Origin of the sequence: Halodurantibacterium daqingense (genome assembly GCF_042666235.1) — a bacterium.
Classification (GTDB): domain Bacteria; phylum Pseudomonadota; class Alphaproteobacteria; order Rhodobacterales; family Rhodobacteraceae; genus Halodurantibacterium; species Halodurantibacterium daqingensis.
Window position 1 is genome coordinate 364,425 of record NZ_JBHTFQ010000001.1, and the last position, 17,901, is coordinate 382,325.

General features: G+C 64.8%; 22 protein-coding genes. 12 read left to right on the forward strand and 10 right to left on the reverse strand.

Annotated elements, in window-relative coordinates:
* The first annotated feature begins 5 nt into the window (after positions 1-5).
* Positions 6-650: an LON peptidase substrate-binding domain-containing protein gene (locus tag ACFQXB_RS01790; RefSeq protein ID WP_377398176.1), complete on the forward strand. Its 645-nt coding sequence runs from the start codon at positions 6-8 to the stop codon at positions 648-650.
* Positions 647-829: a Trm112 family protein gene (locus ACFQXB_RS01795; protein ID WP_377398179.1), complete on the forward strand. Its 183-nt coding sequence runs from the start codon at positions 647-649 to the stop codon at positions 827-829. The genes ACFQXB_RS01790 and ACFQXB_RS01795 overlap by 4 nt, the downstream gene beginning before the upstream one ends.
* Here the strand turns inward: ACFQXB_RS01795 and ACFQXB_RS01800 are convergent.
* From ACFQXB_RS01800 to greA, 4 genes are read right to left on the reverse strand one after another with little or no spacing between them, the layout of a single operon-like run.
* Positions 826-1,155: an AzlD domain-containing protein gene (locus ACFQXB_RS01800; RefSeq protein ID WP_377398182.1), complete on the reverse strand. Its 330-nt coding sequence runs from the start codon at positions 1,153-1,155 to the stop codon at positions 826-828. The two genes, ACFQXB_RS01795 and ACFQXB_RS01800, sit on opposite strands and share 4 nt — an antisense overlap.
* On the reverse strand, positions 1,152-1,865 hold the full coding sequence (locus ACFQXB_RS01805; protein ID WP_377398185.1) for an AzlC family ABC transporter permease: 714 nt from the start codon (positions 1,863-1,865) through the stop codon (positions 1,152-1,154). The genes ACFQXB_RS01800 and ACFQXB_RS01805 overlap by 4 nt, the downstream gene beginning before the upstream one ends.
* A 2-nt stretch (positions 1,866-1,867) precedes the next feature.
* Positions 1,868-2,812: a hypothetical protein gene (locus ACFQXB_RS01810; RefSeq protein WP_377398188.1), complete on the reverse strand. Its 945-nt coding sequence runs from the start codon at positions 2,810-2,812 to the stop codon at positions 1,868-1,870.
* 18 nt (positions 2,813-2,830) lie between these two features.
* Positions 2,831-3,301: a transcription elongation factor GreA gene (gene greA, locus ACFQXB_RS01815; protein WP_377398191.1), complete on the reverse strand. Its 471-nt coding sequence runs from the start codon at positions 3,299-3,301 to the stop codon at positions 2,831-2,833.
* A gap of 255 nt (positions 3,302-3,556) precedes the next feature.
* Here greA and ACFQXB_RS01820 point away from each other — a divergent pair, with 255 nt between their 5' ends.
* The 3 genes from ACFQXB_RS01820 to ACFQXB_RS01830 all read left to right on the forward strand — a co-directional run bounded on the left by ACFQXB_RS01820 (position 3,557) and on the right by ACFQXB_RS01830 (position 7,839).
* Positions 3,557-5,209, forward strand: a complete 1,653-nt coding sequence (locus tag ACFQXB_RS01820; RefSeq protein WP_377398194.1) for an electron transfer flavoprotein-ubiquinone oxidoreductase — start codon at positions 3,557-3,559, stop codon at positions 5,207-5,209.
* A 97-nt stretch (positions 5,210-5,306) separates the two neighbouring features.
* On the forward strand, positions 5,307-7,010 hold the full coding sequence (locus ACFQXB_RS01825) for a tetratricopeptide repeat protein (RefSeq protein WP_377398197.1): 1,704 nt from the start codon (positions 5,307-5,309) through the stop codon (positions 7,008-7,010).
* A complete protein-coding gene (locus ACFQXB_RS01830; RefSeq protein WP_377398200.1) occupies positions 7,000-7,839 on the forward strand; it encodes a 4-(cytidine 5'-diphospho)-2-C-methyl-D-erythritol kinase in 840 nt (279 codons plus the stop codon). Before ACFQXB_RS01825 ends, ACFQXB_RS01830 begins: the two co-directional genes overlap by 11 nt.
* Here ACFQXB_RS01830 and ACFQXB_RS01835 read toward each other — a convergent pair.
* Complete coding sequence (locus ACFQXB_RS01835; RefSeq protein ID WP_377398202.1) at positions 7,832-8,845, reverse strand: polyprenyl synthetase family protein; 1,014 nt, start codon at positions 8,843-8,845, stop codon at positions 7,832-7,834. The two genes, ACFQXB_RS01830 and ACFQXB_RS01835, sit on opposite strands and share 8 nt — an antisense overlap.
* Positions 8,846-8,899: 54 nt before the next feature.
* Here ACFQXB_RS01835 and ACFQXB_RS01840 point away from each other — a divergent pair, with 54 nt between their 5' ends.
* The 3 genes from ACFQXB_RS01840 to ACFQXB_RS01850 all read left to right on the forward strand — a co-directional run bounded on the left by ACFQXB_RS01840 (position 8,900) and on the right by ACFQXB_RS01850 (position 10,144).
* The gene (locus tag ACFQXB_RS01840) at positions 8,900-9,112 is read left to right on the forward strand and encodes a putative signal transducing protein (protein ID WP_377398205.1); all 213 of its coding nucleotides are present in this window, start codon (positions 8,900-8,902) and stop codon (positions 9,110-9,112) included.
* Positions 9,093-9,893, forward strand: a complete 801-nt coding sequence (locus ACFQXB_RS01845) for a tRNA1(Val) (adenine(37)-N6)-methyltransferase (protein WP_377398208.1) — start codon at positions 9,093-9,095, stop codon at positions 9,891-9,893. The genes ACFQXB_RS01840 and ACFQXB_RS01845 overlap by 20 nt, the downstream gene beginning before the upstream one ends.
* Before the next feature lie 83 nt (positions 9,894-9,976).
* Positions 9,977-10,144, forward strand: coding sequence for a YdcH family protein (locus ACFQXB_RS01850; RefSeq protein ID WP_377398211.1), 168 nt, complete (start codon positions 9,977-9,979; stop codon positions 10,142-10,144).
* On the opposite strand, the gene yddG is transcribed toward ACFQXB_RS01850, so the two are convergent.
* From yddG to ACFQXB_RS01875, 5 genes are all read right to left on the reverse strand, one after another.
* The gene (yddG, locus tag ACFQXB_RS01855; protein ID WP_377398214.1) at positions 10,122-11,027 is read right to left on the reverse strand and encodes an aromatic amino acid exporter YddG; all 906 of its coding nucleotides are present in this window, start codon (positions 11,025-11,027) and stop codon (positions 10,122-10,124) included. The two genes, ACFQXB_RS01850 and yddG, sit on opposite strands and share 23 nt — an antisense overlap.
* 66 nt (positions 11,028-11,093) lie before the next feature.
* Positions 11,094-11,819 carry an acetoacetyl-CoA reductase gene (gene phbB / locus ACFQXB_RS01860; RefSeq protein WP_377398217.1) on the reverse strand — a complete coding sequence of 242 codons (726 nt, stop codon included), beginning with the start codon at positions 11,817-11,819 and terminating at the stop codon, positions 11,094-11,096.
* Between the two features lie 91 nt (positions 11,820-11,910).
* On the reverse strand, positions 11,911-13,086 hold the full coding sequence (locus tag ACFQXB_RS01865) for an acetyl-CoA C-acetyltransferase (protein WP_377398220.1): 1,176 nt from the start codon (positions 13,084-13,086) through the stop codon (positions 11,911-11,913).
* A 102-nt stretch (positions 13,087-13,188) separates the two neighbouring features.
* Positions 13,189-14,022 carry an EAL domain-containing protein gene (locus tag ACFQXB_RS01870; RefSeq protein WP_377398223.1) on the reverse strand — a complete coding sequence of 278 codons (834 nt, stop codon included), beginning with the start codon at positions 14,020-14,022 and terminating at the stop codon, positions 13,189-13,191.
* 92 nt (positions 14,023-14,114) lie between these two features.
* Complete coding sequence (locus tag ACFQXB_RS01875; protein ID WP_377398226.1) at positions 14,115-14,666, reverse strand: TlpA disulfide reductase family protein; 552 nt, start codon at positions 14,664-14,666, stop codon at positions 14,115-14,117.
* Positions 14,667-14,689: 23 nt separating this feature from the next.
* Between ACFQXB_RS01875 and argH the strand changes: the two genes are divergently transcribed.
* Genes argH through lysA form a run of 4 tightly spaced genes read left to right on the forward strand, consistent with a single transcriptional unit; the run spans position 14,690 to position 17,881 of the window.
* Positions 14,690-16,090, forward strand: a complete 1,401-nt coding sequence (argH, locus tag ACFQXB_RS01880; RefSeq protein ID WP_377398229.1) for an argininosuccinate lyase — start codon at positions 14,690-14,692, stop codon at positions 16,088-16,090.
* Positions 16,087-16,299, forward strand: coding sequence for a hypothetical protein (locus tag ACFQXB_RS01885; protein ID WP_377398232.1), 213 nt, complete (start codon positions 16,087-16,089; stop codon positions 16,297-16,299). The genes argH and ACFQXB_RS01885 overlap by 4 nt, the downstream gene beginning before the upstream one ends.
* Positions 16,299-16,616, forward strand: coding sequence for a DUF2834 domain-containing protein (locus ACFQXB_RS01890; RefSeq protein ID WP_377398235.1), 318 nt, complete (start codon positions 16,299-16,301; stop codon positions 16,614-16,616). The genes ACFQXB_RS01885 and ACFQXB_RS01890 overlap by 1 nt, the downstream gene beginning before the upstream one ends.
* Positions 16,616-17,881 carry a diaminopimelate decarboxylase gene (gene lysA / locus ACFQXB_RS01895; protein WP_377398238.1) on the forward strand — a complete coding sequence of 422 codons (1,266 nt, stop codon included), beginning with the start codon at positions 16,616-16,618 and terminating at the stop codon, positions 17,879-17,881. The genes ACFQXB_RS01890 and lysA overlap by 1 nt, the downstream gene beginning before the upstream one ends.
* The last annotated feature ends 20 nt before the right edge of the window (positions 17,882-17,901 follow it).

Consider the following 17,901-nt stretch of genomic DNA (forward strand, 5'->3'; position numbering starts at 1 on the left):
AGCCCATGTTCAGAGCATCGGATCTGCCGGAAACCCTGCCCGTCTTTCCCCTGCCGGGGGCGCTGCTCTTGCCCAGAGCGCGCCTTCCGCTCCATATCTTCGAGCCGCGCTATCTGGCGATGCTGGATGACACGATGAAGACGCGGCACCGGCTGATCGGCATGATCCAGCCGCGCGAGGTGCCGGGATCCGAAACCCGTCGCCTGCACGCAATCGGTTGCGCCGGCCGGTTGACGGGGTTTTCCGAAACCGAGGATGGGCGCTACATGATCACGCTGAGTGGTATTTCCCGCTTTCGGATCCTGCGCGAGGTCCCGGGTTTCGCGCCCTATATCAAGGCAGAGGTCACCTGGGCCGGTTTCGAGCGCGATCTGGGACCACCCGAGAGCGACCCGAGCTTTTGCCGCGCGCCGTTCCTGTCCCTGCTGGGCCGGTATTTTGCATCGCAGAACCTGTCGACCGATTGGGGCAACCTGAAGGAGGCCGAGGACGAACTGCTCATCAACTCGCTGTCGATGCTTTGTCCCTTCGCGCCCGAAGACAAGCAGGCCTTGCTTGAAGCACCGTCCCTTCAGACCCGGCGCGAGACACTGGTAACCCTGCTGGAATTCGCGCTTCGCGGCGGCAACAATGAGGAAATCCTGCAATGAACGAGGTGAACTTTGACCGGCGCATGCTGGAGGCGCTTGTCTGCCCCGTCACCTACAGCACGCTGAGCTATGATGCCGAGCGTCAGGAGCTTGTGTCGCGGGCGGCACAGCTGGCCTTCCCGATCCGGAACGGCATTCCGATCATGCTGGCGAACGAGGCGCGGGAAATCGACAGCTAGCCCAGTAGAAACAGCAGCAGGTAGAGCGTTCCGGCCCCGCCTGTGATCGCGACGATCACATTTCCGGTGAAATAGCCCAGACCCAGCGTTGCCACGGCCGCCATAAGCCGCGGCAGGTCGAGTGCGCCGCCTGTCGCGGCCGGCCACAGCACGAGCGGGGCAACCAGTGCCGGCAGCACCGCGACGGCGGTATAGCGCAGGTGCCGCAAAACCCAGGGCGGCAGATCACGGTTGCCGATCATCCCGAGGAAGGAAAAGCGCAGCAGGAAGGTTCCCACGCCGAGCCCGACGATGATGAACCAGATCTCCAGGGTGCTGTAGTTCATTTCCGCCGCCGCTCTGTCCAGAGCTCAACCTGCGCACCTGTTGCCATCGCGCCCACTGCCGCCACCATCAGGCCAGCGTTGAAGGGCAAGCCCGCAAGCAGCAGCGCCAGCGTGATCGAAACCAGTGCTGCCGCGATATGGGCGGGCGTCCGCAGCATCGGACCGATCATCGCGAGGAATGTGATCGGCACGGCAAAATCCAGCGCGAGCCCTTCGGGGATGGCCTGTCCGACCGTTGCGCCGATCAGAGTGGCGAGATACCAGGGCAGGCAGGTAGGGGTGATCGCGCCCAGAAAGAAGGCGAACTTTTCGCTCAGCGGCCGCTGGGGGCGCAATTCGTATTCATTGGCGCTGACCGCATAGGCCTGATCGACAAGAAGATACGCCACCAGCGCGCGTTGCCACAACCGGGCACGGCCCAGATGCGGCGCGAGCGCAGCCGAATACATGGCCATCCGCATGTTGACGGCAAGGCCGGTGCCCAGAACGACAAGCGTGGGCGCGTTTTCCGTCATCAGTTGCAGCGCGGCGAACTGGGAGGCACCAGCGATCACCAGCACCGAAAAACCCATCACCTCGATCAGATTCAGGCCGGCTTCGGTGCCGACCACGCCGAACAGAAGTCCAAAAGGCCCCACGACAAGAACGAAAGGCGCGGCGCCCCGGAAACCCGAGAAGAAGGCGCGGCGCAAGGCGGGTGCGACAGCCATGATCAATCGAACGTGCCACTGGCCCGCCCCACGAGCATGAAAGCCCGGGCCGTGCGCGTTCCGGTAAAGTCGTAGATCTGCCGGTCCTCGGCGACCATCGCAAAATCTGTGAAGAGACGATCGAACATGCGCAGGAAGTGATGCGCCGCATCGCGGAACACCGGGTCCTGCCGCATCCGCATCGACACTGCTGCAAGGGGCTCGCGGTGATGGATGCCTCCCACTGCTCCGACCGGACGGCCACGCTCGCCGGCCGCGAAACGTCGCCACAGGTCCGGATGGGCGCGATCAGGCACAAAATCGTCCATGTAAAGCCCGTCCTGCGCCAGAAGTGTCAGCACATCCTGTGCAGCGCGTACCAGCTTGGCGGTGCGGTGATCGGCAAGCGCCCGTTGCAGCGCCTCGATGCCTTCGTGGTCATCGGGGCCATCGGGAAAGTCGAGCGCGCGTGTCAGATCATCAAGGTCAAGCGTCGATCTCGGCGGATCCTCGGGAAGGTCGAAGCTGGGCTGGTCATGCAGGTCCCGGTCGGCTTCGGGCGCGACCTGCGGTTCGGGCGTACCCGCCTGCGCCGCCGCGCGCGTTGCGCTTCCGGCCGGTTCGTTGCGGGGACGGGGCAGCGCCTGCTGCTGTGCGATCTGCGCGTGCCGCAGGGCGTCGATGGTGGCGCGAAGCTGTGCCGCCTCGCCGCGGATCTGTCGCAGGGATCGCGCGGTGGCGGCCGCGACCCAGATAAGCGCCAGCGGCACCACCACCAGGATGAAGCCAAGGGCGAACCCCGGAGCCGGCCTTTCCTCTGCGGCCGTGCCCCAGGTCACCGCAAGCACGATAAGCCAGAGCAGGCTCAGCCCGATCGCCACAAGGTCGGAGACGGCCAATCCCGCGCGCCTTTCCGGGCGCCGGAACATGCCGAGTTGCGGGCCGTCGTCCTGTTGAAGATCCGGCATCAGTCAGTCCCGCCTTGCTCAGACATAGCGAATGCGCAGCACCTCATAGCTGCGGTCGCCCCCCGGGGTCTTGACCTCGACACTGTCGCCTTCCTCCTTGCCGATCAGGGCCCGCGCCAGGGGCGAACGGATGTTCAGCAGGCCCTTCTCGATATCGGCCTCGGCCTCGCCGACGATCTGATAGGTTTTTTCCTCATCGGTATCTTCATCGACCAGGGTGACTGTGGCCCCGAACTTGATCGCGCCCGACAGGCGGGCCGGGTCGATGACCTCGGCAAGCGACAGCAGGCCTTCAAGCTCCTTGACCCGGCCTTCGATGAAGCTCTGACGTTCGCGGGCCGCGTGGTATTCGGCGTTTTCCGAAAGGTCCCCATGTTCGCGTGCCTCGGCGATCGCACGGATCACCGCCGGCCGTTCGACCGACTTGAGGGTCTTGAGTTCTTCTTCGAGCGCGGTATGCCCCGCCCGCGTCATCGGTATCTTTTCCATCGGCTCTTCTCGCTCGATATAACAAAGGTGCCGCAGTCCTCATGCGACACCCAGCCTCTTTCATAGCACCTGACCCGACGGGGCCTTGGATTGCAAGAGGGTGCGTTGCGAATCCTGACCCCATCCGCGCCATCGTGCCGGCGAAGGATGCAGCGTCACGATTGACCCTGTGTCGGGCATCAATATAACCGAGGACGGGTTCAGAACAGAAGATCGCAAGCCAGCCGCCCGCCGGGGCGGGCATAGGGGGTAGCCATGACCGAAGTTGTGCGGGAATCGATGGAATATGACGTGGTCATCGTCGGGGCGGGCCCGGCGGGCCTCTCGGCGGCGATCCGTCTCAAGCAGCTGGATGCCGATCTGTCGGTGGTCGTTCTCGAAAAGGGCTCTGAGGTTGGCGCGCATATCCTGTCGGGGGCCGTGCTGGACCCCTGCGGCCTTGATGCGCTGATCCCCGACTGGCGCGAGAGGGGCGCCCCGCTGAACGTGCCCGTGACCGAGGACAAGTTCTACCTTCTGGGCGAGGCGGGGCAGATCCGCATCCCGAACTGGCCGATGCCGCCCCTGATGAACAACCACGGGAACTACATCGTCTCAATGGCGAATGTCTGCCGCTGGATGGCCGAACAGGCCGAGGCGCTTGGGGTCGAGATCTTCCCGGGCATGTCCGCCTCCGAACTGGTCTTCGGGCCGGCGGGCGAGGTTCTGGGCGTGGTGGCCGGCGAATTTGGGCGCGAGGCCGACGGCCGCCCCGGCCCCTCCTATGAACCGGGGATGGAGTTGCGCGGCAAATATGTGCTGCTGGGGGAAGGCGTGCGGGGATCGCTGTCCAAGCAGGTGATCGCGCGCTACGGCCTTTCGGACGGGAAAGAGCCGCAGAAATACGGTCTCGGCATGAAAGAGATCTGGGAGATCGACCCCGAAAAGCACCGCGCCGGCACCGTTGTTCACACGATGGGCTGGCCGTTGGGCGGCAATGCCGGTGGCGGGGCGTTCATCTATCACGCCGAGGGCAACCAGCTGCATATCGGTTTCGTGGTCCATCTGAACTACGAGAACCCCTATCTTTACCCCTATATGGAGTTCCAGCGCTTCAAGCATCACCCGGCGGTGGCGCCGCTTCTGGAAGGCGGCAAGCGCGTGGCCTATGGTGCGCGCGCGATCAGCGAGGGCGGCTGGCAATCCATTCCCAAGGTGGTCTTCCCCGGCGGCGCGCTGCTGGGCTGTTCGGCCGGGCTGGTCAACGTGCCGCGCATCAAGGGCAACCACAATGCGATGCTGTCGGGCAAGGCGGCGGCCGAGGCCGCGCATGCCGCCATCACCGCCGGTCGGGCCTCGGACGAGCTGACGGACTACGAGACCGATCTGCGCTCGGGTCCCGTGGCGAAGGATCTGAAGCGGGTGCGCAACGTCAAGCCGCTCTGGTCGAAATATGGCCTTACCGGATCGCTTGCGCTGGGCGGCTTCGACATGTGGGTTGCCAACCTTTTCGGCATGAACCCGCTGGGCACGCAGAAGCACGGTAAAAGCGACGCCGCCGCGACTGGTCTGGCCGCAGATCACAAGCCGATCGTCTATCCCAAGCCCGATGGCGTACTGTCCTTCGACCGGCTGACCAACGTTGCCTTCAGCTTCACCAACCATGAGGAAAGCCAGCCCTGCCATCTGCAGTTGCGTGACCCGACGATTCCGATCGCGGTCAACCTGCCGAAATACGCCGAGCCGGCGCAGCGATACTGCCCCGCGGGAGTCTATGAGGTGGTGCAGGAGGACGGAAAGGATCCGCGCTTCGTGATCAACTTCCAGAACTGCGTCCATTGCAAGACCTGCGATATCAAGGATCCATCGCAGAACATCAATTGGGTAACCCCCCAGGGCGGCGACGGGCCAAACTACCCCAATACATGACATTTCCGCGAGCGGGGCTCTGGGCGCGGCGGGCGCATTGCCTTGCAGTGACCGGCGCACTAGGCTTTTTCGGAAGTTCAGCAAACGGGGCGGAAGGATGACATCTCGACCGAGACTTGCTGCCTGGGCACTGGCGGCGATCGTGGCGGGCACGGCCCCGGGATGGGCGCAGGACCAGAGCCTTCCCGGCGCCTATCTGGCGGGGCGACAGGCGCTGATGGCCAATGATTTTGCTGCCGCCGCACCTTTCCTCGCCACTGCGGTGGCCCGCGATCCGGATTCGGCGTTGCTGAGGGAAAGCCTGCTTCTTGCGCAGGTCGCGCTGGGACGGGTCGGGGCGGCGCTGCCGGTCGCGCGCCAGATGATGGCTGCGGGCCAGCCCAGTGCAGTGGCGCAGATCGTGATCCTCGCCGATCAGCTTGACCGCGGCGCATGGGCCGAGATTGCCGCGGATCAGCCGGGCCGCGACACCGGCGCGCTGGTCGATGGGCTGGTCGCGGCCTGGACACAGGTCGGCCTTGGGCGAATGTCCGAGGCGCTGTCCGAATTCGATGCGCTGGCGCAGGCTCAGGGTCTTGGCGCGATCGCGCGCTATCACAAGGCACTAGCGCTTGCCTCGGTCGGGGATTTCGGCGGGGCCGAGGCGCTTCTGGCAGAACAGGCGGCAAGCGGTCTGGGCATGACCCGGCGCGGTGTCCGCGCTCATGTCGAGGTTCTGTCACAACTGGACCGTCATGAGGACGCGCTGGAGTTGATTGACGGGGTGCTGGCGACGGGCGGCGATCCGGTGCTTGCGGCGCTGCGCGATCGTGTCCTGGCGGGCGAGCCGCTACCCTTCAGCCTGGTGCAGGATCCGGCAGATGGTGTGGCCGAGGTCTTCTTTACGGTCGCCATGGCGCTTGCCCCCGAGGCGGGGGACACGATCGCGCTGGTCTATTCGCGGATCGCGGAACATGTCCGTCCGGATCACGTCGATGCGCGGCTGCTGACGGCGGCGTTGCTTGAGGATCTGCGGCAATACGATCTTGCCACGGCCGCCTATAACGAGATTCCACGCAGTGATCCCGCCTTTCATGCCGCCGAACTGGGGCGCGCCGATGCGCTCTACCATGGCGGCCGCATCGATGCCGCGATCGAGGCGCTGGAGCAGCTTGCCCGGAGCCACGCGGATCTGCCCGTGGTCCATACCGCGCTTGGCGACATGCTGCGTCGCGAGGAGCGGTTTGATGCCGCTTCCCGGGCCTATGACCGGGCGATCGCATTGATCGAGACGCCGGGCGAGCAGCATTGGGCGCTGTTTTACAGCCGCGGCATCGCGCACGAGCGTGAAAAGCGTTGGCCGCAGGCCGAGGCCGACTTCCGCAAGGCCCTGGAATTGCGTCCCGGCCAGCCGCTGGTGCTGAATTATCTTGGCTATTCCTATGTGGAGCGTAACGAGAACCTGGACGAGGCACTTGCGATGATCGAAGAAGCCGTCGCGGCCCGGCCCGACGATGGCTATATCACCGACAGCCTCGGCTGGGTGCTTTACAGGCTGGGGCGGTATGACGAGGCGGTTGGCCATATGGAGCGCGCAGCCGAATTGATGGCCACCGATCCGATCATCAACGACCATCTCGGCGATGTGTACTGGGCCGTGGGGCGCCGGCTCGAGGCCCAGTTCCAGTGGCGCCGCGCCCTGTCGTTCAATCCCGAGCCCGAGGATGAACACCGCATCCGCCGCAAGCTCGAGGTCGGGCTGGATGCGGTGCTGGCGGAAGAGGGCGCGCCGCCGCTTCGGGTCACGCTGAATGGAAACTGACGGCTTCGCCCCGGCGAAGATCAACCTCTGCCTGCATGTGATCGGTCAGCGGCCCGACGGCTATCATCTTCTGGATAGTCTGGTGGTTTTCGCCGATATCGGCGACCGCTTGCAGGCCGCGCCCTCCGAAACGATGACGCTTGATCTGGCGGGTCCGTTCGGCGCTGACATACCCGCCGGCGAGGACAATCTGGTGATGCGCGCCGCGCGGGCCATGGATGCGGTGCCGATGCGGATCACGCTTGAAAAGCACTTGCCGCCGGCATCGGGCATCGGCGGCGGATCTTCAGATGCTGCGGCGACGCTGCGACTGCTGGCGCGTCTGACGGGGCGTGCCTTGCCCAAGCCCGAACAGGTGCTGGCCCTCGGGGCAGATGTGCCCGCCTGCCTTCTGGCCGCGCCGCTGCGCCTTCAGGGGATCGGAGAGCGGCTGGAACCGCTGCGCCTCGGGCCGCCGGTCTGGGCGGTTCTGGCAAACCCGCGGGCCGAGGTTTCGACCCCGGCGGTGTTCCGCGCTCTGACGCGGAAGGACAACCGGCCGATGCCGCCCCGGATTCCGGCCTTTGCCGATGCAAGGGCACTGGCGCTGTGGCTTGCCGATCAGCGCAACGATCTCGAGGCACCGGCCATTGCCGTCTTGCCGTCCATCGCGGCGGTTCTTTCCGCCTTGTCGGCCACAGGGCAGTGCCTTCTGGCGCGGATGTCCGGCTCCGGGGCGACCTGTTTCGGGATCTATCCGGATGAGGCCGCTGCGCGGGAAGCGGAAGCAGACCTGCGTGCGCAACGGCCCGGCTGGTGGATCGCGGCCTGTCGGTTTGCCCTCAGTTGATGCGTGCCACGACGTAATCTGCCAGATCGACCAGCATCGCCCGCAAGGGATGATCCGGCAGCGGTGCCAGTGCGTCTTTCGCGCGGGCCGCCCAGGCCATGGCCTCGGCCCGTGTTTCGTCCAGTGCCGCATGGCGGGCAAGCAGGGACATGGCGTGCTCCAGATCGCCGTCGCGCTGATCGCCCTTCTCGATGACGCGGACCCAGAAGGCCCGTTCCGTATCATCGGCCCTGGCCACCGCCTTGATCAGCGGCAGCGTCAGCTTGCGTTCGCGGAAATCATCACCGATGTTCTTGCCCGTCGCATCGGCACTGCCGGCGTAATCCAGCAGGTCATCGACGATCTGGAAGCTGATGCCCAGCGCATCGCCATAGGTGTGCAAGGCGCTGACCACAGCCTCGTCCGCACCCGCGATCACGCCGCCTGCCTCGGTTGCGGCTGAAAACAGCGCCGCCGTCTTGCCGCGCACCACCTTGAGGTAGATCGCCTCGTCCGTCGCCAGATCCTGCGCCGCGGTCAGTTGCAGAACCTCGCCTTCCGAAATCGTGGCGCTGGCATTGGCCAGAATGTCCAGAACGCGCAATGAGCCGGTTTCAACCATCAGCTGGAACGACCGGGCAAAGAGGTAATCGCCCACAAGCACGCTCGACTTGTTGTCCCACAGCAGGTTCGCGGTGGGCCGCCCGCGCCGACGTTCGCTTTCATCCACGACATCGTCATGCAGAAGCGTTGCCGTGTGAATGAATTCGACCGTGGCCGCCAGATGCACGTGATAGGGCCCGCCATAACCACAAAGCCGCGCTGCGGCCAGGGTCAGCATCGGGCGCAGGCGTTTGCCGCCGGCCTCGACCAGATGCGCGGTCACTTCCGGAATGCGCGGCGCATGTTCCGAGGCCATGCGGGCACGGATGAGGGTATCCACCGCCACGAGGTCATCCGCCAGGAAGCTGGCCAGACGCTCATGCGGTTTCGCGGCCGGGGTCTGCGCTGCGGTATCCAAACTCATGCCTGTTCCGTTACCTGTCTCGACAAAAGGAGCGGTTCGTTCATAGTGTCGGGCATGAAGGAACTTCTGCGCACCAACGACCCGACAGTGATCGCCTTTGCCACAGCGATCCTCGAGGGCGAGGATATAACCGTCTTTGCAATGGACGTCCACATGAGCGTTCTCGAGGGATCGATCGGTATCCTGCCCCGGCGGCTGATGGTACGTGACCAGGATCACTTCCGCGCCCGTTCGATTCTGGCCGATCATGACATCATCCCCGCCTGAGGAACTTTTTCCGTCCGAGGACCTGACGCTTGACGCCTTCCTGGGCGGCAGGGTGCGGGCGTTCCAGCCCAGACGGGGATATCGCGCGGCAATGGATCCGGTGCTGCTGGCGGCCGCGGTCCCGGCGCGGCCGGGGCAAGAGCTTCTTGAACTGGGGTGCGGAGCGGGGGTCGCAAGCCTCTGTCTTGCCAGCAGGGTGCCAGGCCTATCGTTGACAGGAGTCGAGCGGCAGCCGGCTTATGCCGATCTTGCGCGGCGAAATGCCGCGGAGAACGGGGCCCCCCTGACGGTGGTCTGCGCCGATCTGCAGATGCTTCCCTCCGATCTGCGGGACCGCAGCTTTGATCACGTTCTGGCCAACCCGCCTTATTATCCTGCCGCAGCCGGCACCCCGGCCCGGGATGCCGGGCGCGAGGCGGCACTGCGCGAGGAAACGCCGCTGAAGCTCTGGACGTCATGCGCCCTGCGCCGGCTCAGGCCGCGGGGTTGGCTGACGATGATCCAGGCGGCAGATCGCCTTTCGGATCTGCTGGTTGCGCTTGATGGGGCGGGCTCTGTCACCGTGCTGCCGATCGCACCGCGCCTGGGCCGGGCCGCGGGAAGAGTGATCGTGCAGGTTCGGAAACAGGGCAGATCGCCCTTGCGGCTGCTTGCACCCCTTGTCCTGCACCGGGGCAGCCGCCACGAAGGTGATGGCGAGGCCCATAGCCCGGCGGCTCAGGCCATTCTGCGCGAAGGGGCGCCGCTTGACTTGCAGGTTCGGGCGGAAACGCGCCCCTGATCGCGGCCCCTACGGTTTTGCGTGACGCGACTCGGGTATTGTGTTGGAATTGTGACATGGATGAAACCCGAGAGGAGAAGACCATGAGCCTGACGTCGCATCTGCAAGAGCTCCGCCGGAAACACCAGACTCTCTCCGACAAGGTCGAACAGGCGCAAAAACGCCCCTCGACCGATCCTGTTCAAATCGCGCAGCTCAAGAAGCAGAAACTGCGCCTGAAGGAAGAAATCACCCGTCTGTCGCAAGCCTAGCTGCGTTGTCCCTGGCGCGCGCCGCGATCAGCGCGCCACCAGCCACCAGAAGGGCTGCAAGCAGGATCGTGGCGGAAGGCTCGGACGCGCCCGCCACGATCAACGCAAGCGTCGAAAGCAGAGGTGCGGCATAGGAGGCGACGCCGAGCATCTGAATGTCGCCATGCTTCATGCCGATATCCCAGACATAGAATGCAAGGCCTACAGGCCCCAGACCCAATGCAATGACACAAAGCCAGCCAATGCCATCCTGTGGCCAGACTGTCGTTTCAAGCGCGAGATGGGCGATGGCCGAAAGAACCGCGCTGGCGATGCAGAACACGGCCACCGAATCCGTCGGCACGGCCCCCAGTCTGCGCGACAGCACGGAATAGGCGGCCCAGGTCAGGGCGGCAATGAACGCGAGGCCGAATCCGGGCAGCGCTGTGGCCGAAAGCGGCCCGCCTCTGTCCCCACCCAGCAGGATAAGCGCGGTTCCCGCCAGCGCCATGAGCGCGCCCAGAACATGCCGGGCAACAAGCCGTTCCCCCGGAAGAAGGCCCGAGAACAGCACGATCAGCAGCGGCCAGAGATAGGCGATGAGGCCCGCCTCGGCTGGCGGCGCCATGCGCAGCGCCGAGAAATAAAGCAGGTGATAGCCGAAAAGACCCAGTGTCCCGAAGGCATATACCCGCAAGGGCACGGCCCGCAGGCGCCTCAGCCCGCCAGTGCGAAAAGCCCAGACAAGCCCGATGCCGCCGCCGATGGCAAAACAGATCGCGTTCAGCAAAAGAGGCGGGACCGGTGCGGAACCGACCGTCAGCAGGGCCAGTAGCGACCAGAGCAGGATGGCGGCAAAGCCGGTCAGTGTGGCCTTGCGGCGGGAAACGGCAGGTAGGGTCATGGGGTTCTGGTCCTCCGGCCCGAACATGCCCGATCTGCCGTGCGATGCAAGGGGCGGCGGCCCGGTTCAGACGAAGAACTGACCGCCGTTCGCGGAAATCGTCGCTCCGGTGATGAAGCCCGCATCATCGGCCGCAAGAAACACCACGCAGCGGGCAATCTCTTCCGGCTCACCAAGCCGTCCGACCGGAATCTGCGGGATGATCCGCTCGTTCAGCACCTTTTCGTCGATTGCGCGGACCATCTCTGTCCCGATATAGCCGGGGCAGATCGCATTGACGGTTATGCCGGCGCGGGCGCCTTCCTGGGCAAGCGCCTTGGTAAAGCCCAGATCGCCCGCCTTCGCAGCCGAGTAATTCGCCTGTCCCGCCTGTCCCTTCTGTCCGTTGATCGAGCTGATGTTGATGACCCGGCCGAACTTGCGGTCACGCATCCCGTTCCAGACCGGATGGGTCATGTTGAAAAGCCCGGTGAGGTTGGTATCGACAACCTCTTTCCACTGCTGCGGGGTCATCTTGTGGAACATCGCGTCGCGGGTGATCCCGGCATTATTGACCAGAACGCTGATCGGGCCCAGATCGGCCTCGACCCGCCTGATCCCCTCGACGCAGGCATCGTAATCGGCCACCGACCACTTGTAGGTGGGAATGCCGGTCTCTGCGGTGAAGGCCGCCGCTGCTTCATCATTTCCGGCATAGTTCGCGGCGACTTCGTAGCCTGCAGCCTTCAGGGCAACGGAAATCGCGGCGCCGATGCCGCGCGAACCGCCTGTGACGAGTGCAACCTTTGCCATTTTTCCTCCCGCTCAGCATGAAATCTAGTTACACCAGCCTAAGGCCGTGCGCAATAATGTTGCGCACGGATTCGCCGGATCGACTGGGTGGTCAGGGCCGCTCCAGACACATGGCGACGCCCATTCCACCCCCGATGCAGAGGGTCGCAAGCCCGCGCCGGGCCTCCCGGCGCCGCATTTCGAACAGCAGCGTATTCAGAATGCGGCATCCCGACGCGCCGATCGGATGGCCGATGGCGATGGCGCCGCCGTTGACGTTCACCACCTCGGGGTTCCAGCCCATGTCCTTGTTCACTGCACAGGCCTGGGCGGCGAAGGCTTCGTTTGCCTCGACAAGGTCCAGATCCTCCGGCTTCCAGCCGGCTTTCTGCAGGGCCTTGCGGCTGGCATGGATGGGCCCGACGCCCATGATCGAGGGATCAAGCCCCGCCGTCGCATAGGAGGCGATGCGCGCCAGCGGGGTAAGGCCGCGGCGCTCGGCCTCGTCGGCGTGCATCAGCAGCACGGCGGCGGCGCCATCATTGATGCCGCTTGCATTGCCGGCGGTCACCGAACCGTCCTTGGCGAAGGCGGGGCGCAGTTTCTGCATCGCCTCGATCGTGGCCCCGTGACGGATATATTCGTCCTGATCCACCACCGTGTCGCCCTTGCGGGTCTTGACGGTGAAGGGGATGATTTCGTCGGCGAACCTGCCCGCCTTCTGCGCGGCTTCGGCCTTGTTCTGGCTTGCCAGCGCGAACTGGTCCTGCATCTCGCGCGAGATCTGCCACTGCTGCGCGACGTTCTCGGCGGTCTGACCCATGTGATAGCCATTGAAGGCATCCCACAGACCGTCCTTGATCATCGAATCGACGAAGGACATGTCGCCCATCTTGTGCCCCGCGCGCAGATGCGCGACATGGGGCGAAAGGCTCATGTTTTCCTGACCGCCCGCTGCGGCGATGGCGGCATCTCCCAACTGGATGTGCTGTGCCGCGAGGGCCACGGCACGCAGGCCGGACCCGCAAACCTGGTTTATGCTCCAGGCTGCGCTTTCGATCGGCAGGCCCGCCTTGACATGCGCCTGCCGTGCCGGGTTCTGGCCCTGACCCGCCGTCAGGACCTGGCCCAGGATCGTTTCAGAGACTTCTGCCTTGTCGATCCCGGCGCGGGCGACGACGGCCTCGAGTACCGCCGCGCCCAGATCATGCGCCGGCGTATTGGCAAACGCCCCGCTGAAACTGCCGACGGCTGTCCTGGCGGCTGAAACGATAACGACATTCGTCATAGAGGTCCTCTCCCTCGCAACAGGCGCGCGCAAGCTGCACGCCTTCAAACCTGTTGCTCAGCATGCCCGAGGCGCTGCGCGCGTCAAGGCAAATGCAGAGGCTCAGCCGCCGGTTGCTGCCGTGGGGGAAAGCCAGACGGGAGAAAGGCTCGGGCTGCCGAAGTAGTAGCCCTGCATGCAGTCGATGCCGATGCTGGTCAGGTAGGCGGCATCCTCGGCGCATTCGACGGATTCCGCCACCGTGAACATCTCGAAATGCCGGGCGATGGAGATGAGCGCCTTGGTGAGAACCTGATTGTCCGTATTGGCATGGATGCCGCGAATGAACTGCCCGTCGATCTTGAGCACGTCAAAGAAGAACTCCTTGAAGAAGCGGAAGGCGGTGTAGCCCGCGCCGAAATCATCAAGGGCAAAGGTGATCCCCCGGGCATGCAGATCATCGATGAAGACCGAAACCAGATCGGGGACGGCCATGGCCGAGGATTCCGTCACCTCGAGGATCAGCCGTTCGGCAATGGTCGGATCGGGGGCGAGCCCGGCTTCGAGCGTCCTCAGCCAGCGGGGATAGCCGATGGAGCGTGCGGACATGTTGATCGAGAGCCGAAGCCCCGGCTGTTGCGCCAGGGTTTCAAGCCCCAGTTCCAGTGCCAGGCAATCGATCATCCGCCCCAGTTCGGTCGTTTCTGCGACATCGATGAAATCGCGCGCGGGGATGACCCTGCCATTGCTGTCCATGATCCGCGCCAGGCCCTCATAGAAGGCAGGACGATCCGGGCGGCGCGCCTGCACGACGGGTTGAAAGGCAAGCATTACCCGCCGCGCCTCGACCGCCCGGCGCACAAGGGTCAGCGTTTCGCGATCCCGTTCGGCCAGTGCGAAGGAAAGCGGGCTGGAGTCGCCACCCGCTCCGAGGTCATATGATCCTGACATGCCCATGCCCCATGGATGCCTGCTGGCTTTCCTTCAGCTTGCCTGCCGGATCTTACCAAAATCTTAACTGGCGCGGCACTGGCGGGCCTGCCGCAGCGTCACTGCGCGATCAGAGCAGCAAGAATGGCCTTGGCCGAGGCGCTGTCCCAGTCGGCATCCCCGGTCAGACGCGCGACTTCGCGTCCGTCACGATCCAGGATCACCGTGACCGGCAGTCCCAGAACGCCCATTTCCCGCGAAAGCGCCGAGCGCGGGTCGCGCAGGATCGGAAGCCGGGTCACTTCGGCTTCGGTGAAGAAACGTTCGATCGCCGGGACCGGATTGCGTCCTGTTGCCACGGGCACGACGGCAAGATCCGGACCGCCCAGCGCGGCCTCGAGCCGGTCGAGCGAGGGCATCTCGTGTCTGCAGGGGGCGCACCAGGTCGCCCAGAAGTTCAGGACAACGATCTTGCCGTGATAATCGGACAGACGCTGTTCGGCATCCCCGGCATCCAGAAGCGCAATATCAGGGACCATGCGAGGCATGTCGTGGAATGACAGCTTGCGCATGTCGCCGTCCCGCAACGCCTGGAGAGACTCCTGGGCCGCTGCAGCATTTGCACCAAGGGCAAGGGCCGTGTAGAGGACGGCAAGACGGATCAGACGCATTTTCCCTCCGAAGGGCCGGACACATGACCAGCACAAGCCAGACATCCTCGAACGCCATGTGGGGCGGGCGCTTTGCCGCCGGTCCCGATGCGATCATGGAGGCGATCAATGCCTCGATCGGCTTCGACAAACGGCTTTACGCGCAGGATATCCAAGGCTCGCGCGCCCATGCCGCCATGCTGGCAGCGACAGGCATCATCAGCGATAGCGATGCCAGGGCCATCGGGGAAGGCCTGCTCACCGTCTTGTCAGAAATCGAGGCCGGAAACTTTCCCTTCCGCACCGAACTGGAAGACATTCACATGAATGTGGAGGCGCGGCTGAAAGAGGTCATCGGTGAACCGGCGGGCCGCCTGCACACGGCCCGAAGCCGCAACGATCAGGTGGCCACCGACTTCCGGCTGTGGGTTCGCGATCAGGCCGACGCGGCCATGGCGGGGATCGAGGCGCTGATGCGCGCCCTGCTGGACCAGGCCGACCGGGGTGCCGACTGGGTGATGCCCGGTTTCACCCATCTGCAGACGGCGCAGCCGGTGACCTGGGGCCACCACATGATGGCCTATGTGGAAATGCTGGGCCGTGATCTGTCGCGCTTTCGCGATGCGCGGGCGCGGATGAACGAATGCCCGCTGGGTGCGGCGGCGCTGGCCGGAACCTCGTTTCCCATCGACCGGCACATGACAGCGGCGGCGCTGGGCTTTGATCGCCCGGCGGCGAATTCGCTGGATGCCGTGTCGGACCGGGATTTCGCGCTTGAATTCCTGTCGGCGGCGGCGATCTGCGCCATGCATCTGTCGCGCCTTGCCGAAGAACTGGTGATATGGTCCTCGGCGCAGTTCCGCTTCGTGATCCTGTCGGACCGGTTCTCGACCGGATCGTCGATCATGCCGCAGAAGAAGAACCCGGATGCCGCAGAACTGCTGCGCGCCAAGATCGGCCGGATCCTTGGCGCGATGGTGGCGCTGTTCACGGTGATGAAGGGCCTGCCGCTGACCTATTCCAAGGACATGCAGGAAGACAAGGAACAGGTCTTCGACGCGGCGGATACGCTGATGCTGTCGCTTGCCGCGATGGAGGGCATGGTGCGGGACATGGCCGCGAACCGCCCGGCGCTGGAAGCGGCCGCCAGCGCCGGTTTTTCCACCGCGACCGATCTGGCCGACTGGCTGGTGCGGGCGCTGGGCCTGCCCTTCCGCGAGGCACACCACGTCACCGGCACGCTGGTGCGCATGGCCGAGGAAAAGGGCGTTGACCTGCCCGCGCTGTCGCTGGACGATATGCGGACGGTTCACGAGGGCATCACCGAGGATGTCTTTGCCGTTCTGGGGGTTCACAACTCGGTCGCAAGCCGCCAGAGCTATGGCGGCACCGCGCCCGATCAGGTGCGGGCACAGGTTGCCCGCTGGAAAGAGGTGCTGGGATGAACGCAGGTTCGCGGCTGGTGTTTGCGCTGCTGTCGGTGCTGCTGGTTGCGGCCTGCGGCGCCGATGGCCCCCCGCGCGAGGTTGGCGCCACCTGGCGCACGCAGGGCCCCCGCAGCGCCACGGGAACCGACATCGTCCTGAACGCCGACAATCGTACCGGCGTCTCGGTTTCGGGCGAGGCGCGGATCGGCGTCGTCGGGCGGCTCTGATGTCGCCGCTTCGGCTTCTGTATCTCGCGCTGGCGATCTGGGGCGCGATCCATCCGATGTATTACTTCATCGGCTGGTTCCGGAGCCATGGCTGGAGCCTTGGCGGCATGGTCGAGGCCTGGCATGCCAACGCCGCGACCTCGGGGCTGGTCTGGGATCTGACCATTGCCGCGGTGGCGCTGACTGTGTTCATCCTCGCCGAAACCTGGGTGCGCAAGAACTGGTTTGCGCTGATCGCCATTCCCGCCACCTTCGGCATCGGCCTGTCCTGCGGGCTGCCGCTTTATCTTTTTCTCAGAACCCGCCCGGTGACCTGATGGACCATTTCCTTTACCGCAACGGTGTTCTGCACGCCGAAGACGTGGCGCTGACCAAGATTGCCGCCGCTGTCGGCACGCCGTTCTACTGTTATTCGACCGCCACGCTGGAACGCCATTTCCGTCTGTTCCAGGAGGCGCTGGCACCCCTGCCGCATCTGGTTTGCTTTGCGATGAAGTCGAACAGCAACCAGGCAGTGATCCGCACGCTTGGGCAACTGGGTGCGGGGATGGACGTCGTATCGGGGGGCGAATATCTCCGCGCCCGGGCCGCGGGCGTGCCTGGCGACAGGATCGTCTTTTCCGGGGTTGGCAAGACGCGGGCCGAAATGCGCCAGGCACTGACCGGCGGCATCCGCCAGTTCAATGTCGAAAGCGAGCCCGAGCTTCTGGCCCTGTCCGAAATCGCGCATGGTCTGGGCCTGCGGGCGCCAGTCGCGGTGCGGGTCAATCCCGATGTCGATGCCAGGACGCATGAAAAGATCGCCACCGGCAAATCGGAGAACAAGTTCGGCATCCCCATCGCCCGCGCCCGCGAGGTCTATGCGCTTGCCGCCCGGCTTCCGGGCATCGAGGTTGTCGGGGTCGATGTGCATATCGGCAGCCAGCTGACGGATCTGGAGCCCTTCCGGCAGGCCTATGAAAAGGTGGCCGAACTGACCCTCGCTTTGCGCGCTGACGGTCATGTCATCCGGCGGCTCGACCTGGGCGGCGGCCTGGGCATCCCTTACGAACGCTCGAACAGTGCGCCGCCCCTGCCGACCGAATACGGCCAGCTCATCAAGGAGACGCTGGGCCACCTGGACTGCGAGATCGAGATCGAGCCCGGCCGCCTGATCTCGGGCAATGCCGGGGTGCTTGTGTCGCAGGTGATCTATGTGAAGCACGGCGAGGGACGTGACTTCCTCATCCTCGATGCGGCGATGAACGATCTGATGCGCCCGTCGCTTTATGGAGCGCATCATGACATCGTGCCGGTGCACGAGCCCGCCCCGGGGGCCGCGCAGCAGCCCTATGACGTGGTCGGCCCGGTCTGCGAAACCGGCGATACCTTCGCGAAGCAGCGGAATCTGCCGCGCCTTGCCGCCGAGGATCTTGTCGCCTTCCGGTCCGCTGGGGCCTATGGCGCGGTGATGGCATCGGAATACAACACCCGCCCCCTGGTCCCGGAGGTGCTGGTCAAGGGCGATCAATTCGCCGTCATTCGACCACGCCCGACATTTGACGAAATCATAAACCGGGATACCATGCCTCACTGGCTGTAACCGCCTCTGCGCCGTTTCTG